General features: G+C 45.8%; 20 protein-coding genes and 1 pseudogene. 6 read left to right on the top strand and 15 right to left on the bottom strand.

The features are described 5' to 3' along the window. Positions 1-161 precede the first annotated feature (161 nt). Entirely contained in the window at positions 162-560 is a 399-nt protein-coding gene (gene zntR, locus R7190_RS24520) for a Zn(2+)-responsive transcriptional regulator (RefSeq protein ID WP_005382529.1), read from the bottom strand. Positions 561-825: 265 nt separating this feature from the next. Here zntR and purH point away from each other — a divergent pair, with 265 nt between their 5' ends. Together purH and purD are read left to right on the top strand one after the other, a co-directional pair. Next, positions 826-2,418, top strand: coding sequence for a bifunctional phosphoribosylaminoimidazolecarboxamide formyltransferase/IMP cyclohydrolase (gene purH / locus R7190_RS24515; protein WP_053303479.1), 1,593 nt, complete (start codon positions 826-828; stop codon positions 2,416-2,418). Positions 2,419-2,612: 194 nt separating this feature from the next. After that, positions 2,613-3,902, top strand: a complete 1,290-nt coding sequence (purD, locus tag R7190_RS24510) for a phosphoribosylamine--glycine ligase (protein WP_132937365.1) — start codon at positions 2,613-2,615, stop codon at positions 3,900-3,902. 83 nt (positions 3,903-3,985) lie between these two features. On the opposite strand, the gene R7190_RS24505 is transcribed toward purD, so the two are convergent. Then, positions 3,986-4,684, bottom strand: a complete 699-nt coding sequence (locus R7190_RS24505; protein ID WP_033907149.1) for a DUF1481 domain-containing protein — start codon at positions 4,682-4,684, stop codon at positions 3,986-3,988. Between the two features lie 39 nt (positions 4,685-4,723). Then, positions 4,724-4,996: a nucleoid-associated protein HU-alpha gene (hupA, locus tag R7190_RS24500; protein ID WP_005382524.1), complete on the bottom strand. Its 273-nt coding sequence runs from the start codon at positions 4,994-4,996 to the stop codon at positions 4,724-4,726. Positions 4,997-5,249: 253 nt separating this feature from the next. Between hupA and R7190_RS24495 the strand changes: the two genes are divergently transcribed. Then, the gene (locus R7190_RS24495) at positions 5,250-6,383 is read left to right on the top strand and encodes a hemolysin family protein (RefSeq protein ID WP_054579646.1); all 1,134 of its coding nucleotides are present in this window, start codon (positions 5,250-5,252) and stop codon (positions 6,381-6,383) included. Positions 6,384-6,462: 79 nt separating this feature from the next. On the opposite strand, the gene R7190_RS24490 is transcribed toward R7190_RS24495, so the two are convergent. Further along, positions 6,463-7,050 (bottom strand): YjaG family protein, encoded by a 588-nt coding sequence (locus R7190_RS24490; RefSeq protein ID WP_005382520.1) that lies wholly within the window; start codon positions 7,048-7,050, stop codon positions 6,463-6,465. Positions 7,051-7,116: 66 nt separating this feature from the next. On the opposite strand from R7190_RS24490, the gene R7190_RS24485 reads away from it, so the two are divergent. Further along, the gene (locus R7190_RS24485; RefSeq protein WP_054577304.1) at positions 7,117-8,040 is read left to right on the top strand and encodes a D-2-hydroxyacid dehydrogenase; all 924 of its coding nucleotides are present in this window, start codon (positions 7,117-7,119) and stop codon (positions 8,038-8,040) included. Between the two features lie 2 nt (positions 8,041-8,042). Further along, positions 8,043-8,615 (top strand): uracil-DNA glycosylase family protein, encoded by a 573-nt coding sequence (locus tag R7190_RS24480; RefSeq protein WP_005382518.1) that lies wholly within the window; start codon positions 8,043-8,045, stop codon positions 8,613-8,615. 240 nt (positions 8,616-8,855) lie between these two features. Here the strand turns inward: R7190_RS24480 and hemE are convergent, their stop codons facing one another. Then, the gene (gene hemE / locus R7190_RS24475) at positions 8,856-9,923 is read right to left on the bottom strand and encodes a uroporphyrinogen decarboxylase (protein ID WP_054577305.1); all 1,068 of its coding nucleotides are present in this window, start codon (positions 9,921-9,923) and stop codon (positions 8,856-8,858) included. A gap of 247 nt (positions 9,924-10,170) precedes the next feature. After that, positions 10,171-10,968 (bottom strand): NAD(+) diphosphatase, encoded by a 798-nt coding sequence (gene nudC, locus R7190_RS24470; RefSeq protein WP_005382516.1) that lies wholly within the window; start codon positions 10,966-10,968, stop codon positions 10,171-10,173. A gap of 177 nt (positions 10,969-11,145) precedes the next feature. Here nudC and R7190_RS24465 point away from each other — a divergent pair, with 177 nt between their 5' ends. Then, entirely contained in the window at positions 11,146-11,637 is a 492-nt protein-coding gene (locus tag R7190_RS24465; protein WP_005382515.1) for an Rsd/AlgQ family anti-sigma factor, read from the top strand. Between the two features lie 173 nt (positions 11,638-11,810). Here R7190_RS24465 and rpoC read toward each other — a convergent pair whose 3' ends face one another. From rpoC to R7190_RS24420, 9 genes and pseudogenes are all read right to left on the bottom strand, one after another. Next, positions 11,811-16,013 carry a DNA-directed RNA polymerase subunit beta' gene (rpoC, locus tag R7190_RS24460; protein ID WP_005382514.1) on the bottom strand — a complete coding sequence of 1,401 codons (4,203 nt, stop codon included), beginning with the start codon at positions 16,011-16,013 and terminating at the stop codon, positions 11,811-11,813. Positions 16,014-16,117: 104 nt separating this feature from the next. Further along, on the bottom strand, positions 16,118-20,146 hold the full coding sequence (gene rpoB, locus R7190_RS24455; protein WP_005384685.1) for a DNA-directed RNA polymerase subunit beta: 4,029 nt from the start codon (positions 20,144-20,146) through the stop codon (positions 16,118-16,120). A 252-nt stretch (positions 20,147-20,398) separates the two neighbouring features. Next, positions 20,399-20,767 (bottom strand): 50S ribosomal protein L7/L12, encoded by a 369-nt coding sequence (gene rplL, locus R7190_RS24450; RefSeq protein WP_005382540.1) that lies wholly within the window; start codon positions 20,765-20,767, stop codon positions 20,399-20,401. Between the two features lie 57 nt (positions 20,768-20,824). Next, positions 20,825-21,319 (bottom strand): 50S ribosomal protein L10, encoded by a 495-nt coding sequence (gene rplJ, locus R7190_RS24445; RefSeq protein WP_005382538.1) that lies wholly within the window; start codon positions 21,317-21,319, stop codon positions 20,825-20,827. 293 nt (positions 21,320-21,612) lie between these two features. Continuing rightward, complete coding sequence (gene rplA / locus R7190_RS24440; protein ID WP_005384683.1) at positions 21,613-22,314, bottom strand: 50S ribosomal protein L1; 702 nt, start codon at positions 22,312-22,314, stop codon at positions 21,613-21,615. Positions 22,315-22,318: 4 nt separating this feature from the next. Then, on the bottom strand, positions 22,319-22,747 hold the full coding sequence (rplK, locus tag R7190_RS24435; protein WP_005384682.1) for a 50S ribosomal protein L11: 429 nt from the start codon (positions 22,745-22,747) through the stop codon (positions 22,319-22,321). 164 nt (positions 22,748-22,911) lie between these two features. Further along, positions 22,912-23,460: a transcription termination/antitermination protein NusG gene (gene nusG, locus R7190_RS24430; RefSeq protein WP_005384681.1), complete on the bottom strand. Its 549-nt coding sequence runs from the start codon at positions 23,458-23,460 to the stop codon at positions 22,912-22,914. 13 nt (positions 23,461-23,473) lie between these two features. Beyond that, positions 23,474-23,854, bottom strand: a complete 381-nt coding sequence (gene secE / locus R7190_RS24425) for a preprotein translocase subunit SecE (protein WP_005384680.1) — start codon at positions 23,852-23,854, stop codon at positions 23,474-23,476. A gap of 266 nt (positions 23,855-24,120) precedes the next feature. Continuing rightward, positions 24,121-24,191: pseudogene (locus R7190_RS24420) on the bottom strand (elongation factor Tu); the annotation flags it as partial.

The raw sequence follows: 24,191 nt of genomic DNA, 5'->3' as shown, positions 1-24,191 counted from the left end.
ATGAAAACTCTCGTATCTACAGACAGCGTTACGCTAGGAATCAGACAATGGTCGATTCCTACAAGTAACTAAAGGCAAGATTATAGGTGGGAAAGCAGCATGTACCTAGAAAAGCAAGTCGCCAAAAATGCAAACTTAAGTTAAGTGATGCAAGAATGAGACTACTCAAGTGCGGCAAGGATAGAGCAATGTGTGGCGTCATCGTCTGTATGACCACAACAAGCATCATTAATCTTCTTTAACGCTCGGCGAATTTTCGTCAGCTCGTTAATTTTCCCATCAATCAGCTCTAACTTGGCAGAAGTAATGGCTTTTACCTCTGCACAGCTGTGTTCTGTCGCTTCTAACTTAATTTCTAACAGGTCTTTAATTTCATCCAGACTCAAGCCAAGATCTTTACCTTTGAGGATAAAGTGCACCTGCTTTTGATTCTCTTCATCATACAAGCGATAGCCTGACTCACTTCGTCCTGCGGGTTTTATTAGCGCGTTTTTCTCGTAGAAACGCAATGTATCGGCAGTCACACCACAACGTTTTGCCAGTTCACCTATCTGAAACATAACTTTCCCTATTAACTATCTCGTTACTTTTAAAGCTAAAGAACGACTTTTTTGCAATTATTTTTGAGATGCCAAACGATTGCGCGAGCTTTTTTGTAATAAATTGGTTAGAATACGCGCCATCAAATGTGGAGACTGTTTTCTAACCAGAAAACACCCTGCAAAGGTCTTTACCAAAACTGGCCAATATTTTACCCCAAGAGGTAAAAACAAGTTCATTTTTGGCAAACATCTTTAACTCCGTGAATTTGAGGAAAATGGAAGCATGAATAACGCTCGTCCTATTCGCCGTGCGCTTATCAGCGTATCAGACAAAACAGGTATTGTTGAGTTTGCGCAAGCTCTTGCTGAGCGCGGTGTCGATATCCTATCTACTGGTGGTACAGCTCGCCTACTTGCCGAACAAGGCATCGCCGTAACCGAAGTCTCTGACTACACTGGTTTCCCAGAAATGATGGACGGCCGCGTTAAAACGCTTCACCCAAAAGTTCACGGTGGTGTGCTTGGTCGTCGTGGCCAAGATGATGACGTGATGGAAAAGCACGGCATCAACCCTATCGATATGGTTGTCGTAAACCTATACCCATTCGCAGAAACCGTTGCCAAAGAAGGCTGTACACTAGCCGACGCTGTTGAAAACATCGATATCGGCGGCCCAACAATGGTTCGTTCTGCAGCGAAAAACCACAAAGACGTGACTATCGTTGTTAATGCAGGTGATTACGGCCGCGTAATTACAGAGATGGACGCAAACGACAAATCTCTCACTCTCGAAACTCGTTTCGACCTAGCTATCGCAGCATTCGAGCACACAGCATCTTACGACGGCATGATCGCAAACTACTTCGGCACTATGGTTCCATCTTACGGTGAGAACAAAGACGGTGATGAAGAGAGCAAATTCCCTCGTACGTTCAACCAACAGTTCGAGAAGAAGCAAGACATGCGCTACGGTGAGAACAGCCACCAAGCAGCCGCATTCTACGTTGAAGCAAACCCACAAGAAGCATCCGTTTCTACTGCTCGCCAAATCCAAGGTAAAGCCCTTTCTTACAACAACATCGCAGACACGGACGCAGCGCTTGAATGTGTGAAAGAGTTCAACGAGCCAGCATGTGTAATCGTAAAACACGCAAACCCATGCGGTGTTGCTCTAGGTAAAGACATCCTAGAAGCGTACAACCGTGCTTACCAAACTGACCCAACATCTGCATTCGGCGGCATCATTGCATTCAACCAAGAACTGGATGCTGAAACAGCAACCGCTATTGTTGAGCGTCAATTCGTTGAAGTGATCATCGCACCTTCTGTTTCTGCTGAAGCAATTGAAGTGGTTGCCGCGAAGAAGAACGTACGTCTACTTGAGTGTGGCGAATGGACAACGAAGACAACTGGCTTTGACGTGAAACGCGTGAATGGCGGTCTACTGGTTCAAGACCGCGACCAAGGCATGGTAAGCCTAGACGACCTAAAAGTGGTTTCTAAGCGCCAGCCAACAGAAGAAGAGCTAAAAGATGCACTGTTCTGCTGGAAAGTAGCGAAATACGTGAAATCTAACGCGATCGTTTACTCGAAAAGCGACATGACTATCGGTGTAGGTGCTGGCCAAATGAGCCGCGTTTACTCTGCGAAAATCGCAGGCATCAAAGCTGCAGACGAAGGTCTACAGGTTGAAGGTTGTGTAATGGCATCAGATGCATTCTTCCCATTCCGTGACGGCATCGACGCGGCTGCAGAAGCGGGCATCAAGTGTGTTATCCAACCAGGTGGTTCTATGCGTGATGACGAAGTTATTGCAGCAGCAGACGAACACGGCATGGCGATGATCTTTACCGGTATGCGTCACTTCCGCCACTAATCCTCTCGTCTTCACTGGGACGATAACTGCGTTGACGGCGTTCACTTATCCTAATCACATAGCATACTATGCTCATAGGAATAAGTTCACTTGTCGCCTTGTCCTCGTCCCACTGAATTAGAGAGGCCATACTCAGGTCTTTGCGAAATATCTGAGTTTGAGCAAACGGTATTTATAAGATTAAGGATTTTCATATGCGAGTTTTAATCATTGGTTCAGGCGGTCGTGAACATGCGCTAGGCTGGAAAGCAGCGCAAAACCCAAATGTTGAGACTATTTTCATTGCTCCAGGCAACGCAGGTACAGCACTAGAGCCAAAACTAGAGAACGTAAACATCGATGTAGAAGACATCACTGGCCTTGTTGCTTTCGCCAAAGAGAAGGCGATTGAACTGACTATCGTTGGCCCAGAAGCACCATTGGTTATTGGTGTGGTTGATGCGTTCCGCGAAGCGGGCTTACCAATCTTTGGTCCTACCCAAGCCGCAGCGCAACTTGAAGGCTCTAAAGCGTTTACCAAAGACTTCCTTGCTCGTCACCAAATTCCAACGGGTGCCTACGCGAATTTCACTGAAATCGAGCCTGCACTGGCTTACGTGCGTGAGCAAGGTGCACCGATCGTGGTGAAAGCCGACGGCCTTGCAGCTGGTAAAGGCGTGATTGTGGCAATGACGCTAGAAGAAGCTGAGGACGCAATCAAAGACATGCTAGCAGGCAACGCATTTGGTGATGCTGGTAGTCGTGTCGTTATCGAAGAGTTCCTAGATGGTGAAGAAGCAAGCTTCATCGTGATGGTGGATGGTGAGAACGTTCTGCCAATGGCCACCAGCCAAGACCACAAACGCGTAGGCGACAAAGATACTGGTCCTAACACCGGTGGCATGGGAGCATACTCTCCAGCTCCAGTGGTAACACAGGAAATCCACAACCGCATCATGGAAGAAGTGATTTACCCAACAGTACGTGGCATGGCCTCTGAAGGTAACCCTTACACTGGTTTCCTATACGCGGGTCTGATGATCGACAAAGACGGCACTCCGAAAGTAATCGAGTACAACTGCCGCTTCGGTGATCCTGAGACACAACCTATCATGATGCGCATGGAATCGGATCTTGTTGATCTGTGCCTAGCGGCAATCGACGAGAAACTGGATCAAGCGGAATCGAAGTGGGATCCACGAGCATCGATTGGTATCGTGCTAGCAGCCGGTGGTTATCCAGCAGCGTACAACAAAGGCGACGTTATTTCGGGTCTGCCACAAGTTGAAATTGAAGGCGAAAAAGTCTTCCATGCTGGTACAGATAACAAAGATGGCGACATCGTGACAAACGGTGGTCGTGTTCTTTGTGCAACCGCACTTGGCAACAGTGTATTAGAAGCGCAGCAGCGTGCTTACGAGCTTGCAAAACAGATCCGTTGGGATGGCATGTTCCATCGCAACGACATCGGCTACCGTGCAATTGCACGTGAGCAAGAAAAATAAAAACAACATGAGTTGGCTAAAAAACAAAAGGCGCACTCAGCGCCTTTTTTATTGTTCTTGTTCGACAGAATTCGAAGCAATGTTTATTCAGAGATCAACGTTGGCCGAGAAACACAATCAAAGTCATCGTCATTGAGCATCAACAGTTCATCGACCATTGCTTTGTTTCGTGACTGCTTGCCGACAAAAGCCACATAACTGTCTACCGATGAGAGACGCTCGATAATAAATTTTGGCAACGTCTGATTAAACTCGAGCGTCGAGAACACCTTACCTTTGCAGGTTTCAAACGATTGACCATTCCAATAACCTTGAATAAGGCTCTGATTGTTACGAGACTGCGCCTTAACCGATGCCACTACGTCATTCGCTTCTGCTTTGTAGCGCTCTAATTGGTCATGCTGAAGTGGTAAGACTTTACGGTTAACACGATATTTTTGGTAAACCGCTTCGCCATCTTTATTGAAACGGATGTGGATTTGAAAAGGCACCAACTCTTGTTTGGTATCAACTTGCTCGCCTTTTCGAATCAACTCTCGCAACTCACCTTCATCCCAGCGATAATCACTCTGGAACCAACCATTGTCCACCATAGTCACATAATCAGCCGCCGTACTCACACGAGTGAGTTTCTCTGTCATCCAGTACAAGCTGCTAGCATCTCCCGCAACTTTACCACCAGAAAAATGCGTGAATTGTTCTAAATTAGGAGTTTCAACCGACGAACAGCCAAAAAGGGTAAGGCTAGATAGGAGAAGTGAAGTGAGTAGATGTTTTTTCATGAAATTGCACCGAGGCAGGATACCTCGGTGCATTCTAACTTAGTTTACTGATTCTTTCAGCGCTTTACCTGCTACGAATGCTGGTACGTTAGCTGCTGCGATTTGAATCTCGTCACCAGTCTTAGGGTTACGACCAGTACGTGCAGCGCGGTGGTTTACTTTGAATGTACCAAAACCAATTAGTTGAACTTGGTCACCCTCTTTAAGTGCGCCAGTTACACCATCAAGAGTCGCTTCAAGAGCAGCTTTTGCTTGTGCTTTTGATAGGTCTGCTTTCTCTGCGATAAAGTCGATTAATTGGGTCTTGTTCATTAGGTTTCCCTTCTCATAGGTTATCGAATTCGTCTCACTCTAAAACATAAATGCCCCATCTGGCAAAGGTTTGTAAGCGATCTTTCGATTTTCTGACGTACTTTTAGCCATAATATGAGTAATAACTCACAATTTGTTACCACATACCCCCTGAAAACCCTTGCTTTCCAAGGTATTTGGACCAATTTATAAGTCACTTTTGCGGTTATAATAGCTGCAAATAACCACTATCAAACTACATTCAAGGGCAACTATGCTGCTGTTATCCATTTATATCTCTATTGCAATCGGCATTTCGTTTATCTGTTCGGTGCTGGAGGCGGTACTGCTGAGTATCAGTCCGAGCTACATTGCGCAGCTCAATCAACAGGGGCATCCCGCAGCTGGGCAATTGGCTAAGCTGAAATCAGATATCGACCGACCACTGGCATCTATTCTGACTTTAAACACCATCGCTCACACGATCGGCGCGGCCACTGCTGGTGCACAAGCTGCGGTTGTATTTGGTAGCGAAGCATTAGGTATCTTTTCGGCAGTGCTGACATTGGCGATCTTAGTGCTTTCAGAAATCGTACCGAAGACGATTGGCGCGACCTACTGGCGCCAGTTGGCACCCGCTGCCGCGGTCGCATTGCGTTGGATGGTATGGGCGCTTACACCCTTTGTTTGGTTCTCAGAGCAAATCACCAAGCGTCTTGCTCGTAACCACGAAGCTCCAAAGATGCGTGATGAGCTGTCTGCAATGGCGATTCTGGCACGTGAAAGCGGTGAATTTGCCGAGGGTGAATCAAAAATCTTAAGCAACTTGCTTGGCATCCAAGATGTACCCGTAACGCAGGTTATGACGCCACGACCAGTAGTATTCCGTGTCGATGCCACAATGACCATCAATGAGTTCCTAGAAAAACACAAAGATACGCCTTTCTCACGCCCATTGGTTTACAGCGAACAGAAAGATAACATCATTGGTTTTGTGCATCGCCTTGAGTTGTTCAAACTACAACAATCAGGTTGTGGACAGAAACAGTTGGGAGCAATCATGCGCCCAATTCAAGTGGTGCTAAACAATACCACTTTACCTAAAGTATTCGACCAGATGATGACTCATCGCTTACAGCTGGCACTTGTTGTTGATGAATACGGTACCGTGCTAGGTTTGGTAACGTTGGAAGATATTTTTGAACACCTCGTAGGCGAGGAGATCATCGACGAAGCAGATAAAAGCACTGACATGCAGGAGCTGGCTTACCAACGCTGGGAAAGCTGGAAAGAAATGCACGGCGTAATCGAAAGCCGCGATGACGATGAAGAAGATAATGAGCCGGAGAAGCAGGATAAAGAGCCAGAAGCTCAAGAGCCACCGAAATCCGACTCGAAAGAATCGTAATCAGCATTAGGTATAACAGCTTAAACGCACAAACAAAAAAGGCATCCAGTTAGGATGCCTTTTTCTATTTATTCAACGATTAAAGTGCAATACCGATGTTGCTCACACCTTCTTCACGTAGCTCTTCACGCAAATCTTTAATCAAGCTGATGTCACGTTCTACCGCTTCACGCAGCGGACGGAAGATAGCCCACTGGACGTCCCACTCTTCACATACGGCTTCGTTTTCTTTCTGGTTGTCGTTAGTGATTGGCTCTGCGCCTTGTGCTTGCTCTAGATCAGCAACGGTTTGTACCGACTGTTGACTCACTTTAAGCATTGAATCGAAAAGGTAGTCGCGGTCCAATAGACCATGCAGTAACGTAGACAAACCCTGACACGCGTCCATCGCTGGGTAAACGCCGTAAAAATCGAACTCATCCGCACTTGGGAACAACTCTTCTAACTTCTCCAATTGACGTTCGAAGTTAATTTTCGCGTTCTTAACTGTCAAAATTTCCCATACACTATCAAGAATCGCTCGGTAAGCACGCGGGTCAGCAAATTCTGTATTCTCACAAAACATCGCATAGTTTGGATACATGCGTTCACACAGACACGCCATAAAGGTAATTTGTTGCCAAGGTTCTAGTTTTTCTAAACGAACCTGAAGAGGATTCTTAAGCATAGTCACTCAATCATTGAAGAAAAAAACAGCGAAAGTGTACTTGATTCATCACAGGGAAAAAAGTTAATGCCGCATTCAAATCAGATTTTCCTGCTCTCAGAGCATCGCGACACCTACAAAACGTTACTGGCAGAGAAAAATCTGCCCGATCTTTGTCTCACCGACCAACCAGAAGCCGCTCAGATCGTACTAGCGGATCCACCCTTACTATCACAAAGCTTAGACGAGTTTTCACAGCTTGAATGGGTACAATCCACGTTTGCTGGTGTCAACGCCTTAACATCCCCTAGCCTTCGTCAGGACTATACTCTAACTAACGTTCGAGGCATCTTTGGTCCACTGATTGCTGAATATGTTTTGGGTTACAGTATTGCCCATTACCGCCACTTTGCCCGATACCACCAGCAGCAACAAAACAAACAATGGCAGCCTCACCTATACACGTCATTACAAAGTAAAACCATGGTAATTCTTGGTACCGGTAGCATTGGGGGCTATCTGGGCAACGCCGCTAAAGCAATGGGGATAAAAACTATCGGTATTAACCGCACAGGTATCCCTACTCCAGGCGGCGAGTTTCATCAGACCTTTCATATCAATGAACTAAGTAAGGCATTTGAGCAAGCCGACATCGTTGTGAATACTCTACCAAGTACACCTGAGACGCGACAGTTACTTAATCGTCAAACGCTCAGCCAACTAAATCAGGCGTTATTGTTTAACGTAGGTCGTGGCGACGTACTGGATGAGGCAGGGTTGCTCTTCGCTCTGAAAAACCGTTGGGTAGAACACGCCTTCTTAGATGTGTTTGAGCAAGAACCGTTGTCGGTAGAGCATCCATTTTGGAAACTACCGCAAGTCACCATCACTCCACACATTGCTGCGCTGAGTTTTCCCGAGCAAGTCATCGAGATTTTTGCTGACAACTATCTACGCTGGCGCGATGGGTTTTCATTAAATTATCAAGTGGATTTCGAAAAGGGTTACTAAGAATGTCGTTAGACGAGCTATTGCAGCAAGTGAGGGCCTGCCAGATCTGCGCGGATAACTTACCTTTGGGTGCAAACCCTGTCGTGCAAGCAGCAAAAGGGGCACGCATCCTAATCATCGGTCAGGCCCCTGGCACACGTGTACACAAAACCTCGATACCTTGGAATGACCCAAGTGGTGATCGATTACGCCAATGGCTCGATATCGACAAAGACGTTTTCTACGACCCAAATAAAATTGCCATTGTCCCAATGGGATTCTGTTATCCAGGCAAAGGGAACTCTGGTGATTTACCGCCTCGTAAAGAATGTGCGCCCACTTGGCATAAAAAGATTCTTGAGCAGCTGCCCAATATAGAGCTCACTCTACTAATTGGTCAGTACTCGCAGCAGTACTATCTCACCAACAAACCAAAGACGCTCACGCAAACCGTTCAGCAATGGCAAGATTGGGAACCGGACTTTATCCCGCTCCCTCACCCATCTCCACGCAATACATTGTGGTTAAAGAAGAATCCTTGGTTTGAATCTGACGTCGTGCCATACCTTAAAAAACGCGTTCACTCGATGCTTTAGGTCACCCATGATCTAATTGCTTGTTTATCTGTACAAGAAAATTAGAACATAAAACCCGAAATCATAAGTATTTGTTTATATTAAACTTTAACATCCAGTGTACAGCTAGAGTAGTAATTAGATCATAGTAGGCCAAATACTACTAGAGCTGTACAGCCTTGAGTCTCAGATAGAAAAACTGAATTTTAGGTAAAAAAATACCGGCACTGAATGCCGGCATTTGATTTCAAAAAGTCGAAGTTACTTGTGGTACGGCTTAGATAGCTCGTGTACCGCTTCCACAAATACACCCGCGTTTTCTGGCGGCACATCCAAATGGATACCGTGACCTAGGTTGAACACATGACCAGTACCTGCATTACCAAAACCTTCTAGAATACCCGCGACTTCTTCACGGATACGCTCTGGCGAAGCGTAAAGCATTGATGGGTCCATGTTACCTTGCAGAGCCACTTTATCACCGATACGTACTTTCGCGTCTGCAATGTTGATTGTCCAGTCTAGACCAACCGCATCACAGCCCGTTGCTGCGATTTGCTCAAGCCACATGCCGCCATTCTTAGTAAACAGTGTGACTGGCACGCGACGACCGTCGTTTTCACGAATCAGACCATCTACAATCTTGTGCATGTATTGCAGTGAGAACAAATTGTAATCACGAGGCGTTAGTACGCCACCCCATGTGTCAAATACCATTACCGATTGCGCACCCGCTTTAATTTGCGCGTTTAAGTACTCGATAACGCTGTCTGCCAGCTTATCTAGAAGTAGGTGCAGAGTTTGTGGTTCCGCGTACATCATCTTCTTGATCTTGGTAAACGCTTTAGAGCTACCACCTTCGATCATATACGTCGCAAGAGTCCAAGGACTACCAGAAAAACCAATCAGCGGCACTTCACCCTTCAGGTCTTTACGGATCTGGCGTACTGCGTTCATTACGTATTGCAGTTCACCTTCAGGATCTGGCAAACCAATTTTTTCCACGTCGGCTTTGCATGTAATTGGGTTATCAAAAACAGGTCCTTCACCCGCAGCAAAACGCAAACCAAGCCCCATTGCATCTGGAATCGTTAAGATGTCCGAGAATAAGATCGCGGCATCAAGAGGAAAACGGCGTAATGGTTGAAGTGTCACTTCGGATGCTAATTCTGCATTTCGACACAAAGACATGAAATCACCCGCTTCTGCACGAGTCGCTTTGTATTCTGGTAGGTAACGACCTGCCTGGCGCATCATCCACACTGGCGTGTAATCTACCGGCTCTTTTAAAAGCGCACGCAGATAACGATCATTTTTTAATTCAGTCATTCCGTAATTCCAACTGTTAGGCTTTCTGTGAAAGGGGGTATTCTATCACTGATTTAAGTCCAATAGCTGTGTGCTTTGCAACCTGGATCAAGTTATTAACTTTTAAATCAATGCTTAATTTGCACCCAATCGGTATCAGTGTTAAAAATTTGTTCGCTAGCGAAAACTACAATTATAAACTGAGTACTTAGTACTCAGCATCTCATAACGACATCTTACTTACCCCCTCCCTCTCGGAGGGTTTTTTTTATCTATTTATCAGACAATTAGAGTCTATATCTTTCAGCGTTTGTTCGATAAGTGCTCTTGCAATAGTTCCTTTAGGCGCAACAGGCGGCATCTCATCGATACCAAACCATTGTGCATCAGACAGCTCAGTGTAGTCTGGGCTTAACTCTCCGGATTCATAGTCAGCTAAAAACCCCATCATCATACTGGATGGGAAAGCCCAAGGCTGGCTGCCAAAGTAACGAATATTTTTAACGAGAATTCCCGTTTCTTCATGAATTTCTCGAGCCACGCACTCTTCTAATGTCTCACCGACTTCTAGAAAACCCGCAATAACCGTATACATACCATTTCGATGCCTTGGATGTTGGGCTAATAAGATCTGATTTTCTTTACGTACAGCAACGATAATACACGGAAATATTCTAGGATAATGAAGGGTGCGACATTCACCACACTGCATGGCTAACTGGTTATTATTAAGAAAGTTTCTTCCTCCGCACTGTGGACAAAAGCGCAAACTTTGCGTCATGTGCCCATATTGCACAGCTTTACTTAACAACATAAATAATGGCTCAGGAAAATGCAGGCAGTCACGCAGGGATACTAAAGGTAGATCATGCTCTAAATCGGCCAAGTTAAGCCACATGACGGGCGAACCAGAATACTCACCAATGGGTCTTGCACTCGTTACTGGCAGTGATAACTGCTCTGCAGACCCGAAGGGCACAGCACCATCCACCAGCCAAATTTCACTTCCTGCAACAACACACCAGTATGCATTTATCGCGCGGTTAACATCACCTTTTCTTAACATTACACCATCCCTTTGCTTGAAGTTCGTTCATTTTACTGGCAATCTAATTTCATACTAGAGTTTATCGTTAAGTAAATGTGCACTCTAAATTCTAGTAAGGACAAGAGTTTGTAATAACTTTACTAACTTTGCTTTGCAAAGGATACGTTCGCCGATGGGCGATCAGATCATGAGGGCATGGTCATGCTAAGAAAATTCAAACAAACACAAGACCAGTGGGGTGGCTCAAGTGATGTCATTGATCACTGGTTAGAGACACGACAATCCCTGATTGTTGAATATTGTAAGCTTGCAGCGCTGCAACCTTGTTCGAAAACCAATGTTATTGAACTCCCATCTCCTTCCGAACTGCAGGATTTCTGTCAGCACCTCGTTGATTACATCTCCGAAGGCCACTTTAAAATTTATGACATGGTTATGGACCGTTGGAAAGCAACCGGCTTTGTCGTGACTAATGAGATCAATCAAACCTATGGTCAAATTGTTCTAACGACTGAACCATTATTGAACTTTAACGATAAGTACTCAGAAGTGACTGAAGATGATGAATTAAATGATTTCGATTCTGATATGTGTCTCATTGGGGAAATTCTTGAGACTCGCTTTGAAGTCGAGGACTATCTGATACAGCAAATCGCAGAAAGCCTGTCTATGCCACCTGGAGCTTAGTATTTGCAAACATTCAGAAATAGAGTGAGAGAAAAGACTGACGATCATCGTCGGTCTTTTTTGTTTCTAGCTTTATCGAAAATCCCACCGGAAGAACAAAGTAGTATAAAAAACTAAAAAGGCACCCGAAGGTGCCTTTTTCTTAAGCTTTTAACGATTACTCGTTATATGACTTACTCTTCAGAAGAGAAACCAGCGTTTAGAAGTGCCGCTAGGTTATCCGTTGCTTGCTCAGCAGAAGGACCATCTTGCGCTTCAGAACGTTTAGCTTGACGCTCTTGGTGGTATGCGAAACCAGTACCAGCAGGGATCAGACGACCAACAATTACGTTCTCTTTCAGACCACGTAGGTCATCACGCTTACCAGAAACCGCAGCTTCTGTTAGTACGCGAGTTGTCTCCTGGAACGATGCCGCAGAGATGAACGACTCAGTCGCTAGAGATGCTTTAGTAATACCTAGTAGTTCACGTTCGAAACGTGCAGGCTCTTTGCCTTCAGCTTCTAGGTTACGGTTAGCAATCTTAACTTGTGAGTACTCAATCTGTTCACCAGGTAGGAACTCAGAGTCACCAGAGTGAGTAATAGTACACTTACGTAGCATCTGACGAACGATAGTTTCAATGTGCTTATCGTTAATCTTAACGCCTTGTAGACGGTAAACTTCCTGTACTTCGTTAGCAATGTACTGCGTTACCGCGTGTACGCCACGTAGACGTAGGATGTCATGTGGAGACTCTGGACCATCTGCGATCACATCACCACGTTCAACTTTTTCACCTTCGAATACGTTCAACTGACGATGCTTAGGAATCATCTCTTCGTAAGCTTCACCGCTTTCACGTGTGATCACTAGGCGACGTTTACCTTTCGTCTCTTTACCAAAGCTCACAGTACCTGTGTGCTCAGCAAGGATTGCAGGCTCTTTCGGCTTACGTGCTTCAAATAGGTCAGCAACTCGTGGAAGACCACCGGTGATATCTTTGTTACCGCCAGACTTCTGAGGAATACGTGCTAGTGTTGCACCAACACCTACTGCTGCGCCATCTTCGATGTTCACAATCGCTTTACCAGGTAGGAAGTAGTGAGCTGGCATATCAGTACCAGGGATCATTACATCGTTACCTTGCTCGTCAACAAGTTTGATAGCTGGACGCATATCTTTACCTGCTGAAGGGCGAGCTGCTGGGTCAGTTACTTCGCTTGAAGATAGACCAGTTAGGTCATCCGTTTGACGAGATACTGTTACGCCGTCGATCATATCTACGAACTGGATGCGACCTGCTACCTCAGTAATGATAGGTAGTGTGTGCGCTTCCCAGTTTGCAACTGTTTCGCCAGCTTGAACTGTATCACCATCGCCTTTGCTTAGTAGCGTACCGTAAGGCAGTTTGTGCTTCTCTTTAGTACGACCAAACTCATCAACGATAGTTAACTCTGTCGCACGAGAAGTGATAACGATCTTACCGTCATCAGCCAATACAGATTTAGCGTTGTGTAGCTTGATAGAACCGTTGTTCTTAACTTGAACACTGTTCTCTGCCGCTGCTGTCGATGCCGCACCACCGATGTGGAACGTACGCATCGTTAGCTGTGTACCTGGCTCACCGATAGACTGAGCAGCAATAACACCCACTGCTTCACCTTGGTTCACTAGGTGACCACGTGCTAGGTCACGACCGTAACACTGTGCACAACAACCGAAGTCAGAATCACACGTTACTACAGAGCGCACTTTCATGCTGTCTACTGAGTTCTCTTCCATGATTTGACACCACTTCTCATCGATCAGGGTGTTACGTGGAATAAGAACGTCTTCAGTACCAGGTTTTAGTACGTCTTCAGCAACAACACGACCAAGAGCAAGCTCAGAAAGTGCAACTTTAACATCACCACCCTCGATGTGAGGCATCATGTCGACACCTTCGTGAGTGCCACAGTCATGTTCAGTTACAACAACGTCTTGAGCAACGTCTACTAGACGACGAGTTAGGTAACCCGAGTTCGCTGTTTTCAGTGCCGTATCCGCAAGACCCTTACGAGCACCGTGCGTTGAGATAAAGTACTGAAGTACGTTTAGACCTTCTTTAAAGTTCGCGGTGATCGGCGTTTCGATGATTGAACCATCTGGACGCGCCATCAGACCACGCATACCCGCAAGCTGACGAATCTGTGCTGCAGAACCACGAGCGCCCGAGTCCGCCATCATGTAGATGCTGTTGAATGACTCTTGCTGTTCCTCTTCACCGTCACGGTTAACTACCGTTTCAGATGAAAGGTTTTCCATCATTGCTTTCGCAACACGGTCGTTGGTCGATGCCCAGATATCGATAACTTTGTTGTAGCGTTCGCCTGCAGTAACAAGACCTGATTGGTACTGTTCCTGGATTTCACGTACTTCTTCTTCCGCTTCTGCGATTTCAGTGTACTTAGCTGCTGGTACAACCATATCGTCGATACCAACAGATACACCAGAAAGTGCCGCGTATGCGAAACCTGTGTACATGATTTGGTCAGCGAAGATTACTGTGTCTTTCAGACCTAGTTTACGGTACGCCTCGTTAAGTAGGTTAGAGATTTGCTTCTTACCTAGCTTTTGGTTAACGATGCTGTACGGTAGACCAGCTGGCACTATTTGCCATAGCATTGCACGACCAACAGTGGTGTCTACCATCTTGGTTTCTGTAGTGCTGTTGCCATCTTCGTCTACAACAGTTTCTGTAATACGTACTTTAACGCGTGCGTGAAGCTCAGCTTGTTTAGTGCGGTATGCTTTCTCAGCCTCTTCTGGGCCAGAAAGGTACATGCCTTCACCTTTCACGTTGATCTTTTCACGAGTCATGTAGTACAGACCCAATACAACGTCCTGAGAAGGTACGATGATCGGATCACCTGACGCTGGCGACAGAATGTTGTTTGTCGACATCATCAGAGTACGAGCTTCAAGTTGTGCCTCTAGAGTTAGAGGTACGTGAACCGCCATTTGGTCACCATCGAAGTCCGCGTTGTACGCCGCACAAACAAGTGGGTGTAGCTGAATAGCTTTACCTTCGATCAGTACTGGTTCGAACGCCTGGATACCTAGACGGTGAAGTGTCGGTGCACGGTTCAATAGTACTGGGTGTTCACGGATTACTTCGTCTAGGATATCCCAAACGACCGCTTCTTCACGCTCTACCATTTTCTTAGCAGCTTTGATTGTAGTCGCAAGACCACGAGTCTCTAGCTTGCTGTAGATGAATGGTTTGAATAGCTCAAGTGCCATCTTCTTAGGAAGACCACACTGGTGTAGACGAAGGTATGGACCTACTGTGATTACAGAACGGCCAGAGTAGTCTACACGTTTACCTAGAAGGTTCTGACGGAAACGACCTTGTTTACCCTTGATCATATCAGCAAGAGATTTCAGAGGACGCTTGTTAGAACCTGTGATCGCACGACCACGACGACCGTTATCTAGTAGCGCATCAACAGACTCTTGCAGCATACGTTTTTCGTTACGTACGATGATGTCCGGAGCAGCTAGCTCTAGAAGACGCTTCAAACGGTTGTTACGGTTGATCACACGACGGTATAGATCGTTAAGATCAGAAGTCGCAAAGCGACCGCCATCTAGAGGTACTAGAGGACGTAGATCTGGCGGAAGTACTGGAAGTACAGTTAGGATCATCCACTCAGGGTTGTTACCCGATGCGATGAACGCTTCTACCAGCTTAAGACGCTTAGTTACTTTCTTACGCTTAGTTTCAGAGTTTGTTGTCTCTAACTCTTCACGCATTTGTTCTGCTTCAGCGTGCATATCCATAGAACCTAGTAGGTCCTTGATAGCTTCCGCACCCATCTTAGCAGTGAACTCGTCGCCCCACTCTTCTAGACGATCTAGATACTCTTCTTCAGTAAGCATCTGACCTTTTTCTAGATCAGTCATACCAGGCTCTGTTACTACGTACATTTCGAAGTACAGAACGCGTTCGATATCACGTAGAGGGATATCCATTAGTAGACCGATACGAGACGGTAGCGATTTTAGGAACCAGATGTGAGCTACTGGTGAAGCCAGTTCAATGTGGCCCATACGGTCACGACGAACTTTAGTTTGTGTAACTTCTACACCACACTTCTCACAGATAACACCACGGTGCTTCAGGCGCTTGTACTTACCACAAAGACATTCGTAGTCTTTAACTGGACCAAAGATACGCGCACAGAACAGACCATCGCGTTCAGGTTTGAACGTACGATAGTTGATCGTTTCAGGTTTTTTAACTTCACCGAAAGACCATGAACGGATCATGTCTGGTGAAGATAGACCGATTTTGATTGCATCAAATTCTTCGGTCTTATGCTGTGCTTTTAGAAAGTTTAATAAGTCTTTCACAATCAGCTCCTGTAAGGAGTTAAAAGGAGCTCACTTGCTAAAGTGAGCACCTTCTTCCAAATAATCGCTTTGATTCTCTCGACTTTCATCAAGAGAGAAAAGGATTACTCTTCGTCTTCTAGCTCGATGTTGATACCTAGCGAGCGGATCTCTTTCAACAGTACGTTGAACGATTCTGGCATGCCAGGTTCCATGCTGTGGTTACCGTCTACGATGTTCTTGTACATCTTAGTACGGCCGTTAACGTCATCCGACTTAACCGTTAGCATTTCTTGTAGCGTGTAAGCAGCACCGTATGCTTCTAGTGCCCATACTTCCATCTCACCGAAACGCTGACCACCGAACTGAGCTTTACCACCTAGTGGCTGCTGAGTTACTAGGCTGTACGAACCAGTTGAACGAGCGTGCATCTTGTCATCAACAAGGTGGTTCAGTTTCAGCATGTACATGTAACCAACAGTTACAGGACGCTCAAACGCATCACCTGTGCGACCATCAAACAGTGTTAACTGACCTGATGTTGGTAGATCTGCTAGCTCAAGAAGTGCTTTGATTGACTCTTCTGGAGCGCCATCAAATACAGGAGTCGCGATTGGTAGACCGCCACGCAAGTTCTTGATCAGAGTACGTACTTCATCATCAGATAGAGAAGCAATGTCTACTTTCTGGCGAGTGTCGCCTAGATCGTAAACTTTTTGTAGGAACTCGCGGAATTTCGCTAGTTCTTGCTGCTCTTTAACCATCTGGTTGATCTTGTCACCGATACCTTTCGCTGCCAGACCTAAGTGTACTTCTAGGATCTGACCGATGTTCATACGCGAAGGTACACCCAGTGGGTTAAGTACGATGTCTACAGGCTGACCTTTCTCATCGTATGGCATGTCTTCAACAGGGTTGATCTTAGAGATTACACCCTTGTTACCGTGACGACCCGCCATCTTATCACCAGGCTGAATGCGACGTTTAACCGCTAGGTAAACCTTAACGATCTTCAGGACGCCAGGTGCTAAATCATCACCTTGAGTGATCTTACGACGCTTAGTTTCGAACTTCTTATCGAAGTCAGCTTTTAGCTCATCCCACTGCTCAGCAAGTTGCTCAAGCTGAGTTTGTAGTGCGTCATCTTCTAGCGTTAGTTCTAGCCACTTCTTACGATCAGTTGTGTCTAGTTTCGCTTCAGAGTAACCGCCTTCAATCAATACAGCTTTAACACGGTTTAGAAGGCCGCCCTCAAGAATCTGGAATTCTTCAGTTAGGTCTTTCTTCGCTTCTTTAAGCTGCATCTGTTCGATTTCAAGCGCACGCTTGTCTTTCTCTACGCCATCGCGAGTAAAGACTTGAACGTCGATGATCGTACCTGATACAGAGTTAGGTACACGTAGTGAAGTATCTTTAACGTCAGATGCTTTTTCACCGAAGATTGCACGTAGTAGCTTCTCTTCAGGCGTTAGCTGAGTTTCACCTTTAGGTGTAACTTTACCAACTAGGATGTCGCCACCCTTAACTTCAGCACCGATGTAAACGATACCTGACTCGTCTAGTTTAGACAGAGCAGACTCACCTACGTTTGGAATATCCGCTGTGATCTCTTCAGAACCAAGCTTAGTATCACGCGCCACACAAGTCAGTTCTTGGATGTGGATAGTCGTGAAACGGTCTTCTTGAACTACGCGCTCAGATACTAAGATCGAGTCTTCGAAGTTGTAACCGTTCCAAGGCATGAACGCGATACGCATGTTTTGACCAAGCGCTAGTTCACCAAGGTCTGTTGAAGGACCATCAGCAAGAACGTCACCGCGTGATACAGGCTCACCTGGCATCACACATGGGCGCTGGTTAATACATGTGTTCTGGTTAGAACGTGTGTATTTAGTCAGGTTGTAGATGTCGATACCAGCTTCACCTGGTACTAGCTCTTCTTCGTTAACTTTAACAACGATACGAGAAGCATCTACTGACTGGATTACACCACCACGTTTAGCAACTGCAGTTACACCTGAGTCAACTGCTACGTTACGTTCAATACCAGTACCAACAAGCGGTTTGTCAGCTTTCAGTGTTGGAACTGCCTGACGTTGCATGTTCGCACCCATCAATGCACGGTTCGCATCATCGTGTTCTAGGAACGGGATAAGCGATGCAGCGATAGATACAACCTGGTTTGTCGCAACGTCCATGTACTGAGCGTGCTCACGAGGGTGTAGACCAGATTCACCTTTCTGACGAGCTGTGATCAGCTCATCTGCAAAAGTACCATCTTCGTTTAGCTTAGCGTTCGCCTGTGCGATAACGAATTGGCCTTCTTCGATTGCAGATAGGTAATCTACTTCGTCTGTTACTACGCCATCTACAACGCGACGGTATGGTGTCTCTAGGAAACCGTACTCGTTACAACGCGCAAACGCAGATAGAGAGTTGATCAGACCGATGTTTGGACCTTCAGGCGTTTCGATAGGACATAGACGACCGTAGTGAGTTACGTGTACGTCACGTACTTCGAAGCCAGCACGTTCACGAGTTAGACCGCCAGGACCCAACGCAGAAATACGACGCTTGTGCGTTACTTCTGATAGCGGGTTGTTTTGGTCCATGAACTGTGAAAGCTGTGAAGAGCCAAAGAATTCTTTAACTGCCGCAGAAATTGGCTTCGCGTTGATCAAGTCTTGAGGCATGATTGCGTCAAGATCGCCTAGGCTTAGACGCTCTTTAACTGCACGCTCAACACGTACTAGACCTACACGGAACTGGTTCTCAGCCATTTCGCCTACAGAACGGATACGACGGTTGCCTAGGTGGTCGATATCGTCCACTTCGCCCTTACCGTTACGGATCGCGATCAGCTTCTTCATCACTTCGATGATATCAGTTTCATCAAGTGTGCCTTGCTCTTGAGCATCTTCACGGCCGATAGAGCTGTTGAACTTCATACGACCAACAGTCGATAGATCGTAACGCTCTTCAGAGAAGAAGAGGCTTTCGAATAGAGCTTCTGCAGCTTCTTTTGTTGGCGGCTCACCAGGGCGCATCATGCGGTAGATTTCTACCAATGCAGAAATACGATCAACCGTGCTGTCGATACGTAGTGTTTCTGACATGAATGGACCGTGGTCTAGATCGTTCGTGAATAGAACTTCTAGCGCTTTGTGGCCAGCCTGAGATAGGTTCGCTAGTGCTTCCAGGCTGATTTCCTGGTTAGCGTTAACAATGATCTCGCCAGTTGCTTCATTGATGTAATCTTTAGATGCAACTTTACCAACGATGTACTCAACTGGTACTTCGATGTGATCAACGCCATCTTTTTCTAGTTGGCGGATATGACGAGCTGTTACGCGACGACCCTGCTCAACGTAAACTTTACCATTTGCTTCGATGTCGAATGACGCAGTTTCACCACGTAGACGATCAGGAACCAACTCCATCAATAGAGTTTGGTCTTTCACTTCGAAGTTCACTTTCTCGAAGAAGATATCTAGGATTTCTTCTGTCGACTTACCTAGTGCACGAAGGATGATCGATGCTGGTAGCTTACGACGGCGGTCGATACGAACGTACAAGTTATCCTTAGGATCAAACTCGAAATCAAGCCATGAACCACGGTAAGGAATAACACGTGCGTTGTATAAAACTTTACCTGAAGAGTGGGTCTTACCCTTATCGCTGTCGAAGAACACGCCTGGGCTTCGGTGCAGCTGGGATACGATAACCCTCTCGGTACCGTTGATTACGAAGGTACCATTGTCTGTCATGAGTGGAATTTCACCCATGTAGACTTCTTGTTCTTTAATGTCTTTTACAGTACCTGCTGGCGCGTCTTTATCAAAGATAACTAGGCGTAGTTTTACACGTAGTGGCTTTGAGTAAGTTACACCGCGGATTTGACATTCTTTAACGTCAAAAACTGGCTCACCAAGACGGTAGCTAACGTATTGCAGCTCAGAATTGCCGTTGTAGCTCTGAATCGGGAATACAGAACGGAAAGCGGCTTCAAGACCGTATTGACCTTCAGGATCCTGTTCGATAAATTTGTCGAACGAATCGAGCTGGATCGATAGCAGGTATGGAATGTCCAAAACTTGTGGACGAGTACCAAAGTCCTTACGGATGCGCTTTTTCTCGGTATAAGAGTAAACCATGGGGTTCCTCAGCTCGCTGATAAGTGACCCAAACTGTCCGCCCGCTCCTAGTTACTTAAGGGGGGTAAGGGACAGTGACTAATATAGCTGTTTACTGTAGTGACATTTCATTTCGTAAGAATGAAATGTTTTTTGCATGGATATCAGGCGCTTAAACAGCGGGAAAATTCGCCTATACCCTACAGCGCAAAAAGGCCGGTGGTTAAAAAACCACCAGCCAATTAGCCGTTAGGCTAAGAAACTATGCAATAATTACTTAACAGCAACAGTTGCACCAGCTTCTTCTAGCTGAGCTTTAAGAGCTTCAGCTTCTGCTTTCTCAACACCTTCTTTAAGAGGTGCTGGAGCGCCGTCTACTAGAGCTTTAGCTTCTTTAAGACCTAGGCCAGTTGCGCCACGTACTGCTTTGATTACAGCAACTTTGTTACCGCCAGCAGCTTCTAGGATTACGTCGAATTCAGTTTGCTCAGCAGCAGCTTCGCCTGCAGCAGCGCCGCCAGCTACAACAGCAGCAGCAGCAGAAACACCGAATTTCTCTTCCATTGCTTCGATTAGTTCAACAACTTGCATTACAGACATTTCTGCAACTGCGTCTAGGATTTGCTCGTTAGTAATAGACATAACAATTCTCTTTTAAGTCAACAATAAGTTTATTAAGCAACCAGTAAAAAGCAAGGCTTATGCCGCTGCTTCTTGTTTTTGATCGCGGATAGCTGCGATAGTACGCGCCAGCTTGCCAGCCGAAGCTTCTTTCATGCACATCATTAGGCGTGCAATTGCTTCGTCGTAAGTTGGTAGTGTTGCTAGTACTTCAGCGTCAGTTAAAGCGCCTTCAAATGCAGCAGCTTTGATCTCGAAATCTTTGTTCTCTTTAGCGAAGTCTTTGAAAAGACGCGCTGCAGCACCTGGGTGCTCATTAGAGAATGCGATTAGAGTAGGACCAGTGAAAGTGTCAGTTAGACACTCGTACTCAGTACCTTCAACCGCACGACGAGCAAGAGTGTTACGAACAACTCTCATGTAAACGCCAGCTTCACGAGCTTGTTTACGTAGAGAAGTCATCGCGCCAACTTGAACGCCACGAGAATCAGCTACAACTGCAGAAAGTGCACCACTGGCAGCTTCGTTGACTTCAGCAACAATTGCTTTTTTGTCTTGAAGGTTTAAAGCCATCTTGGATTTACTCCTGGTTGTCGTTACACCACTCACTATCATCACGACAGTGAGAGCTATTGAGGTGCTTCCCCAGAAGAAAGTTAACTATATTACATAGAGCTTTCTGTCAGTTCGGGCACCATCTACGTAGGATAATTAAGTTTGCTTTTACACAAACACCTACGGTCTTGGACGGAGACTGGGTCTTAATTCATTTCGAACTAGGAGACAGTTCAAAGAACCAAAGTTCAGCCCCAACCACAAATATTAGGCGCAAAATTATACACTAATTTTGCGCCTAAGCAAATAAATTATGCTTGAGTGTTCAGGCTAGCCTGATCAACAGCAACACCAGCACCCATAGTAGTAGAGATGCTTACTTTCTTCAGGAAAGTACCTTTCGCTGAAGATGGCTTAGCTTTCTTCAGAGCAACTAGAAGTGCTTCTAGGTTCTCTTTGATCTGCTCAGCAGAGAAGTTTGCTTTACCGATAGTAGTGTGGATGATGCCGTTTTTGTCGTTACGGTAACGAACCTGACCAGCTTTAGCGTTTTTAACTGCTTCAGCAACGTTAGGAGTTACAGTACCAACTTTAGGGTTTGGCATAAGACCGCGAGGACCTAGGATAGTACCTAGTTGACCTACAACGCGCATTGCATCTGGAGAAGCAACAACTACGTCAAAGTTCATTTCGCCTTTCTTAACTTGCTCAGCAAGATCTTCCATACCTACGATGTCTGCGCCAGCTTCTTTAGCTGCTTCAGCGTTAGCACCTTGAGTGAACACTGCAACGCGGATTTCGCGGCCAGTACCGTGAGGTAGTACAGTTGCACCACGTACGTTCTGGTCAGATTTACGAGCATCAATGCCAAGGTTAACAGCAACGTCTACAGACTCAACGAATTTAGCAGTCGCTAGTTCTTGAAGAAGAGCAACAGCTTCGTTGATTTCGTATTCTTTAGTTACGTCAACTTTTTCGCGGATTACGCGCATGCGCTTAGTTAGTTTTGCCATCTTATTAACCCTCTACCACTAGGCCCATTGAACGAGCAGTACCAGCGATAGAACGCTTCATCGCTTCGATGTCAGCACCAGTCATATCAGCAGCTTTAGTTTCTGCGATTTCTTGGATTTGAGCGTCAGTTACAGTACCAACTTTTTCAGTGTTTGGACGACCTGAACCAGACTTAACGCCAGCAGCTTTCTTAAGAAGAACAGCAGCAGGTGGAGTCTTAGTTACGAACGTGAAAGAACGGTCGCTGTATACTGTGATAACTACTGGAGTTGGTAGACCTTTCTCAATAGATTCTGTTTTTGCGTTGAACGCTTTACAGAATTCCATGATGTTCACACCGTGTTGACCTAGTGCAGGACCTACTGGTGGACTAGGGTTAGCCATACCAGCAGCAACTTGTAGCTTGATGTAAGCTTCAACTTTCTTAGCCATGATAATTCCTAAGTTTGGGTACAAACGCTAATCGCGGATCAGCTCCCCGTTTGTGTAAGAAACTTTTTACTTCACTTGAAGTAAAAAGGCGCGAAATTATAGTCATAATCCGCGCCTTATACAACCCTAAAAAGGTGATTTTTTATACTCTTTAACGAAGAGTCTTAGTCCAGCTTTTCAACCTGACCAAATTCAAGCTCAACTGGTGTCGCACGACCAAAGATCGATACAGACACTTTCAGGCGGCTCTTCTCGTAATCCACTTCTTCAACAGTACCGTTGAAGTCAGCAAATGGACCTTCGTTAACACGTACCACTTCACCCGCTTCGTACATTGTACGCGGACGAGGCGCTTCACTCGCTTTCTCAAGACGATTAAGAATCGCGTCAGCCTCTTTATCCGTGATAGGTGCCGGACGGTCTGAGGTACCACCAATGAAGCCCATGACACGCGGCACACTGCGTACTAGGTGCCATGATTCATCGTTCATAATCATCTGAACAAGGACGTAACCTGGGAAGAACTTACGCTCAGATTTGCGACGCTGACCCGCGCGCATTTCCACTACTTCTTCAGTAGGAACCAGTACTTCACCGAATAGCTCTTCCATGCCGTGCATTTTGATATGCTCGCGCAGAGATTGAGCTACACGACCTTCAAATCCAGAGAAGGCTTGAACCACATACCAGCGTTTTTTTGGAGCTTCACTCATGAATAAAAACCCTCTATACCCCAGTTGCTAGAGCTACTAGACGAACCATAATTCCGTCAATACCCCATAGCACTAGAGCCATTACAATACTTACAGCTAAAACGATCAGTGTTGTTTGCATGGTTTCTTGGCGAGTAGGCCAAACAACTTTACGTACTTCCATACGAGATTCTTTTGCAAAACTGATCGCTGCTTTACCTTTAGTCGTTGTTGCTGCAACGCCTAAGGCAGCTGCAATAAGAACAACAACGCCTGCAGCACGAACCACTACAGACATTTCACCATACAGGTAATTACCCACAACAGCGGCAGCTGCCAATACGAAAGCGGCTACCCACTTAAACGTATCTGCTGCGTTTGAGCTATCAGGAGTTTCAGCATTATTTGCTTTCATAAAACCAACCTGTTACAAGTCTTAATATAGACGACAACAACCCCGCTGTTGCAGGGCAAACTCCATATCGCTGAAAAAATCAGCGTACTCTTCTTAAGATTAAGCCTCTTTGCTTAATCTTGCTCTGCGCCCAACCCACTTCTGAACAAGAAAACAGCAAAAATAATGTTGAGTGCAGAAAAAGGGCATCAAATGATGCCCTTTTTGCTACTGGTTCGTCAAATCTAATTCAAGATTTTCCGAAAGCATCGCTAATTCGCTATGAATTAGTCGAAGATCTTAGCAACAACACCAGCACCTACTGTACGGCCACCTTCACGGATCGCGAAACGTAGAC

It is taken from the genome of Vibrio sp. 1078-1 (assembly GCF_033340475.1).
This window is presented reverse-complemented; position numbering and strand designations above follow the sequence as displayed.

Excerpts from the sequence above, each read along its gene's own strand:
- zntR (WP_005382529.1), bottom strand. The coding sequence starts at position 560 with ATGTTTCAGATAGGTGAACTGGCAAAACGTTGTGGTGTGACTGCCGAT.
- purH (WP_053303479.1), top strand. The coding sequence starts at position 826 with ATGAATAACGCTCGTCCTATTCGCCGTGCGCTTATCAGCGTATCAGAC.
- purD (WP_132937365.1), top strand. The coding sequence starts at position 2,613 with ATGCGAGTTTTAATCATTGGTTCAGGCGGTCGTGAACATGCGCTAGGC.
- R7190_RS24505 (WP_033907149.1), bottom strand. The coding sequence starts at position 4,684 with ATGAAAAAACATCTACTCACTTCACTTCTCCTATCTAGCCTTACCCTT.
- hupA (WP_005382524.1), bottom strand. The coding sequence starts at position 4,996 with ATGAACAAGACCCAATTAATCGACTTTATCGCAGAGAAAGCAGACCTA.
- R7190_RS24495 (WP_054579646.1), top strand. The coding sequence starts at position 5,250 with ATGCTGCTGTTATCCATTTATATCTCTATTGCAATCGGCATTTCGTTT.
- R7190_RS24490 (WP_005382520.1), bottom strand. The coding sequence starts at position 7,050 with ATGCTTAAGAATCCTCTTCAGGTTCGTTTAGAAAAACTAGAACCTTGG.
- R7190_RS24485 (WP_054577304.1), top strand. The coding sequence starts at position 7,117 with ATGCCGCATTCAAATCAGATTTTCCTGCTCTCAGAGCATCGCGACACC.
- R7190_RS24480 (WP_005382518.1), top strand. The coding sequence starts at position 8,043 with ATGTCGTTAGACGAGCTATTGCAGCAAGTGAGGGCCTGCCAGATCTGC.
- hemE (WP_054577305.1), bottom strand. The coding sequence starts at position 9,923 with ATGACTGAATTAAAAAATGATCGTTATCTGCGTGCGCTTTTAAAAGAG.
- nudC (WP_005382516.1), bottom strand. The coding sequence starts at position 10,968 with ATGTTAAGAAAAGGTGATGTTAACCGCGCGATAAATGCATACTGGTGT.
- R7190_RS24465 (WP_005382515.1), top strand. The coding sequence starts at position 11,146 with ATGGTCATGCTAAGAAAATTCAAACAAACACAAGACCAGTGGGGTGGC.
- rpoB (WP_005384685.1), bottom strand. The coding sequence starts at position 20,146 with ATGGTTTACTCTTATACCGAGAAAAAGCGCATCCGTAAGGACTTTGGT.
- rplL (WP_005382540.1), bottom strand. The coding sequence starts at position 20,767 with ATGTCTATTACTAACGAGCAAATCCTAGACGCAGTTGCAGAAATGTCT.
- rplJ (WP_005382538.1), bottom strand. The coding sequence starts at position 21,319 with ATGGCTTTAAACCTTCAAGACAAAAAAGCAATTGTTGCTGAAGTCAAC.
- rplA (WP_005384683.1), bottom strand. The coding sequence starts at position 22,314 with ATGGCAAAACTAACTAAGCGCATGCGCGTAATCCGCGAAAAAGTTGAC.
- rplK (WP_005384682.1), bottom strand. The coding sequence starts at position 22,747 with ATGGCTAAGAAAGTTGAAGCTTACATCAAGCTACAAGTTGCTGCTGGT.
- nusG (WP_005384681.1), bottom strand. The coding sequence starts at position 23,460 with ATGAGTGAAGCTCCAAAAAAACGCTGGTATGTGGTTCAAGCCTTCTCT.
- secE (WP_005384680.1), bottom strand. The coding sequence starts at position 23,854 with ATGAAAGCAAATAATGCTGAAACTCCTGATAGCTCAAACGCAGCAGAT.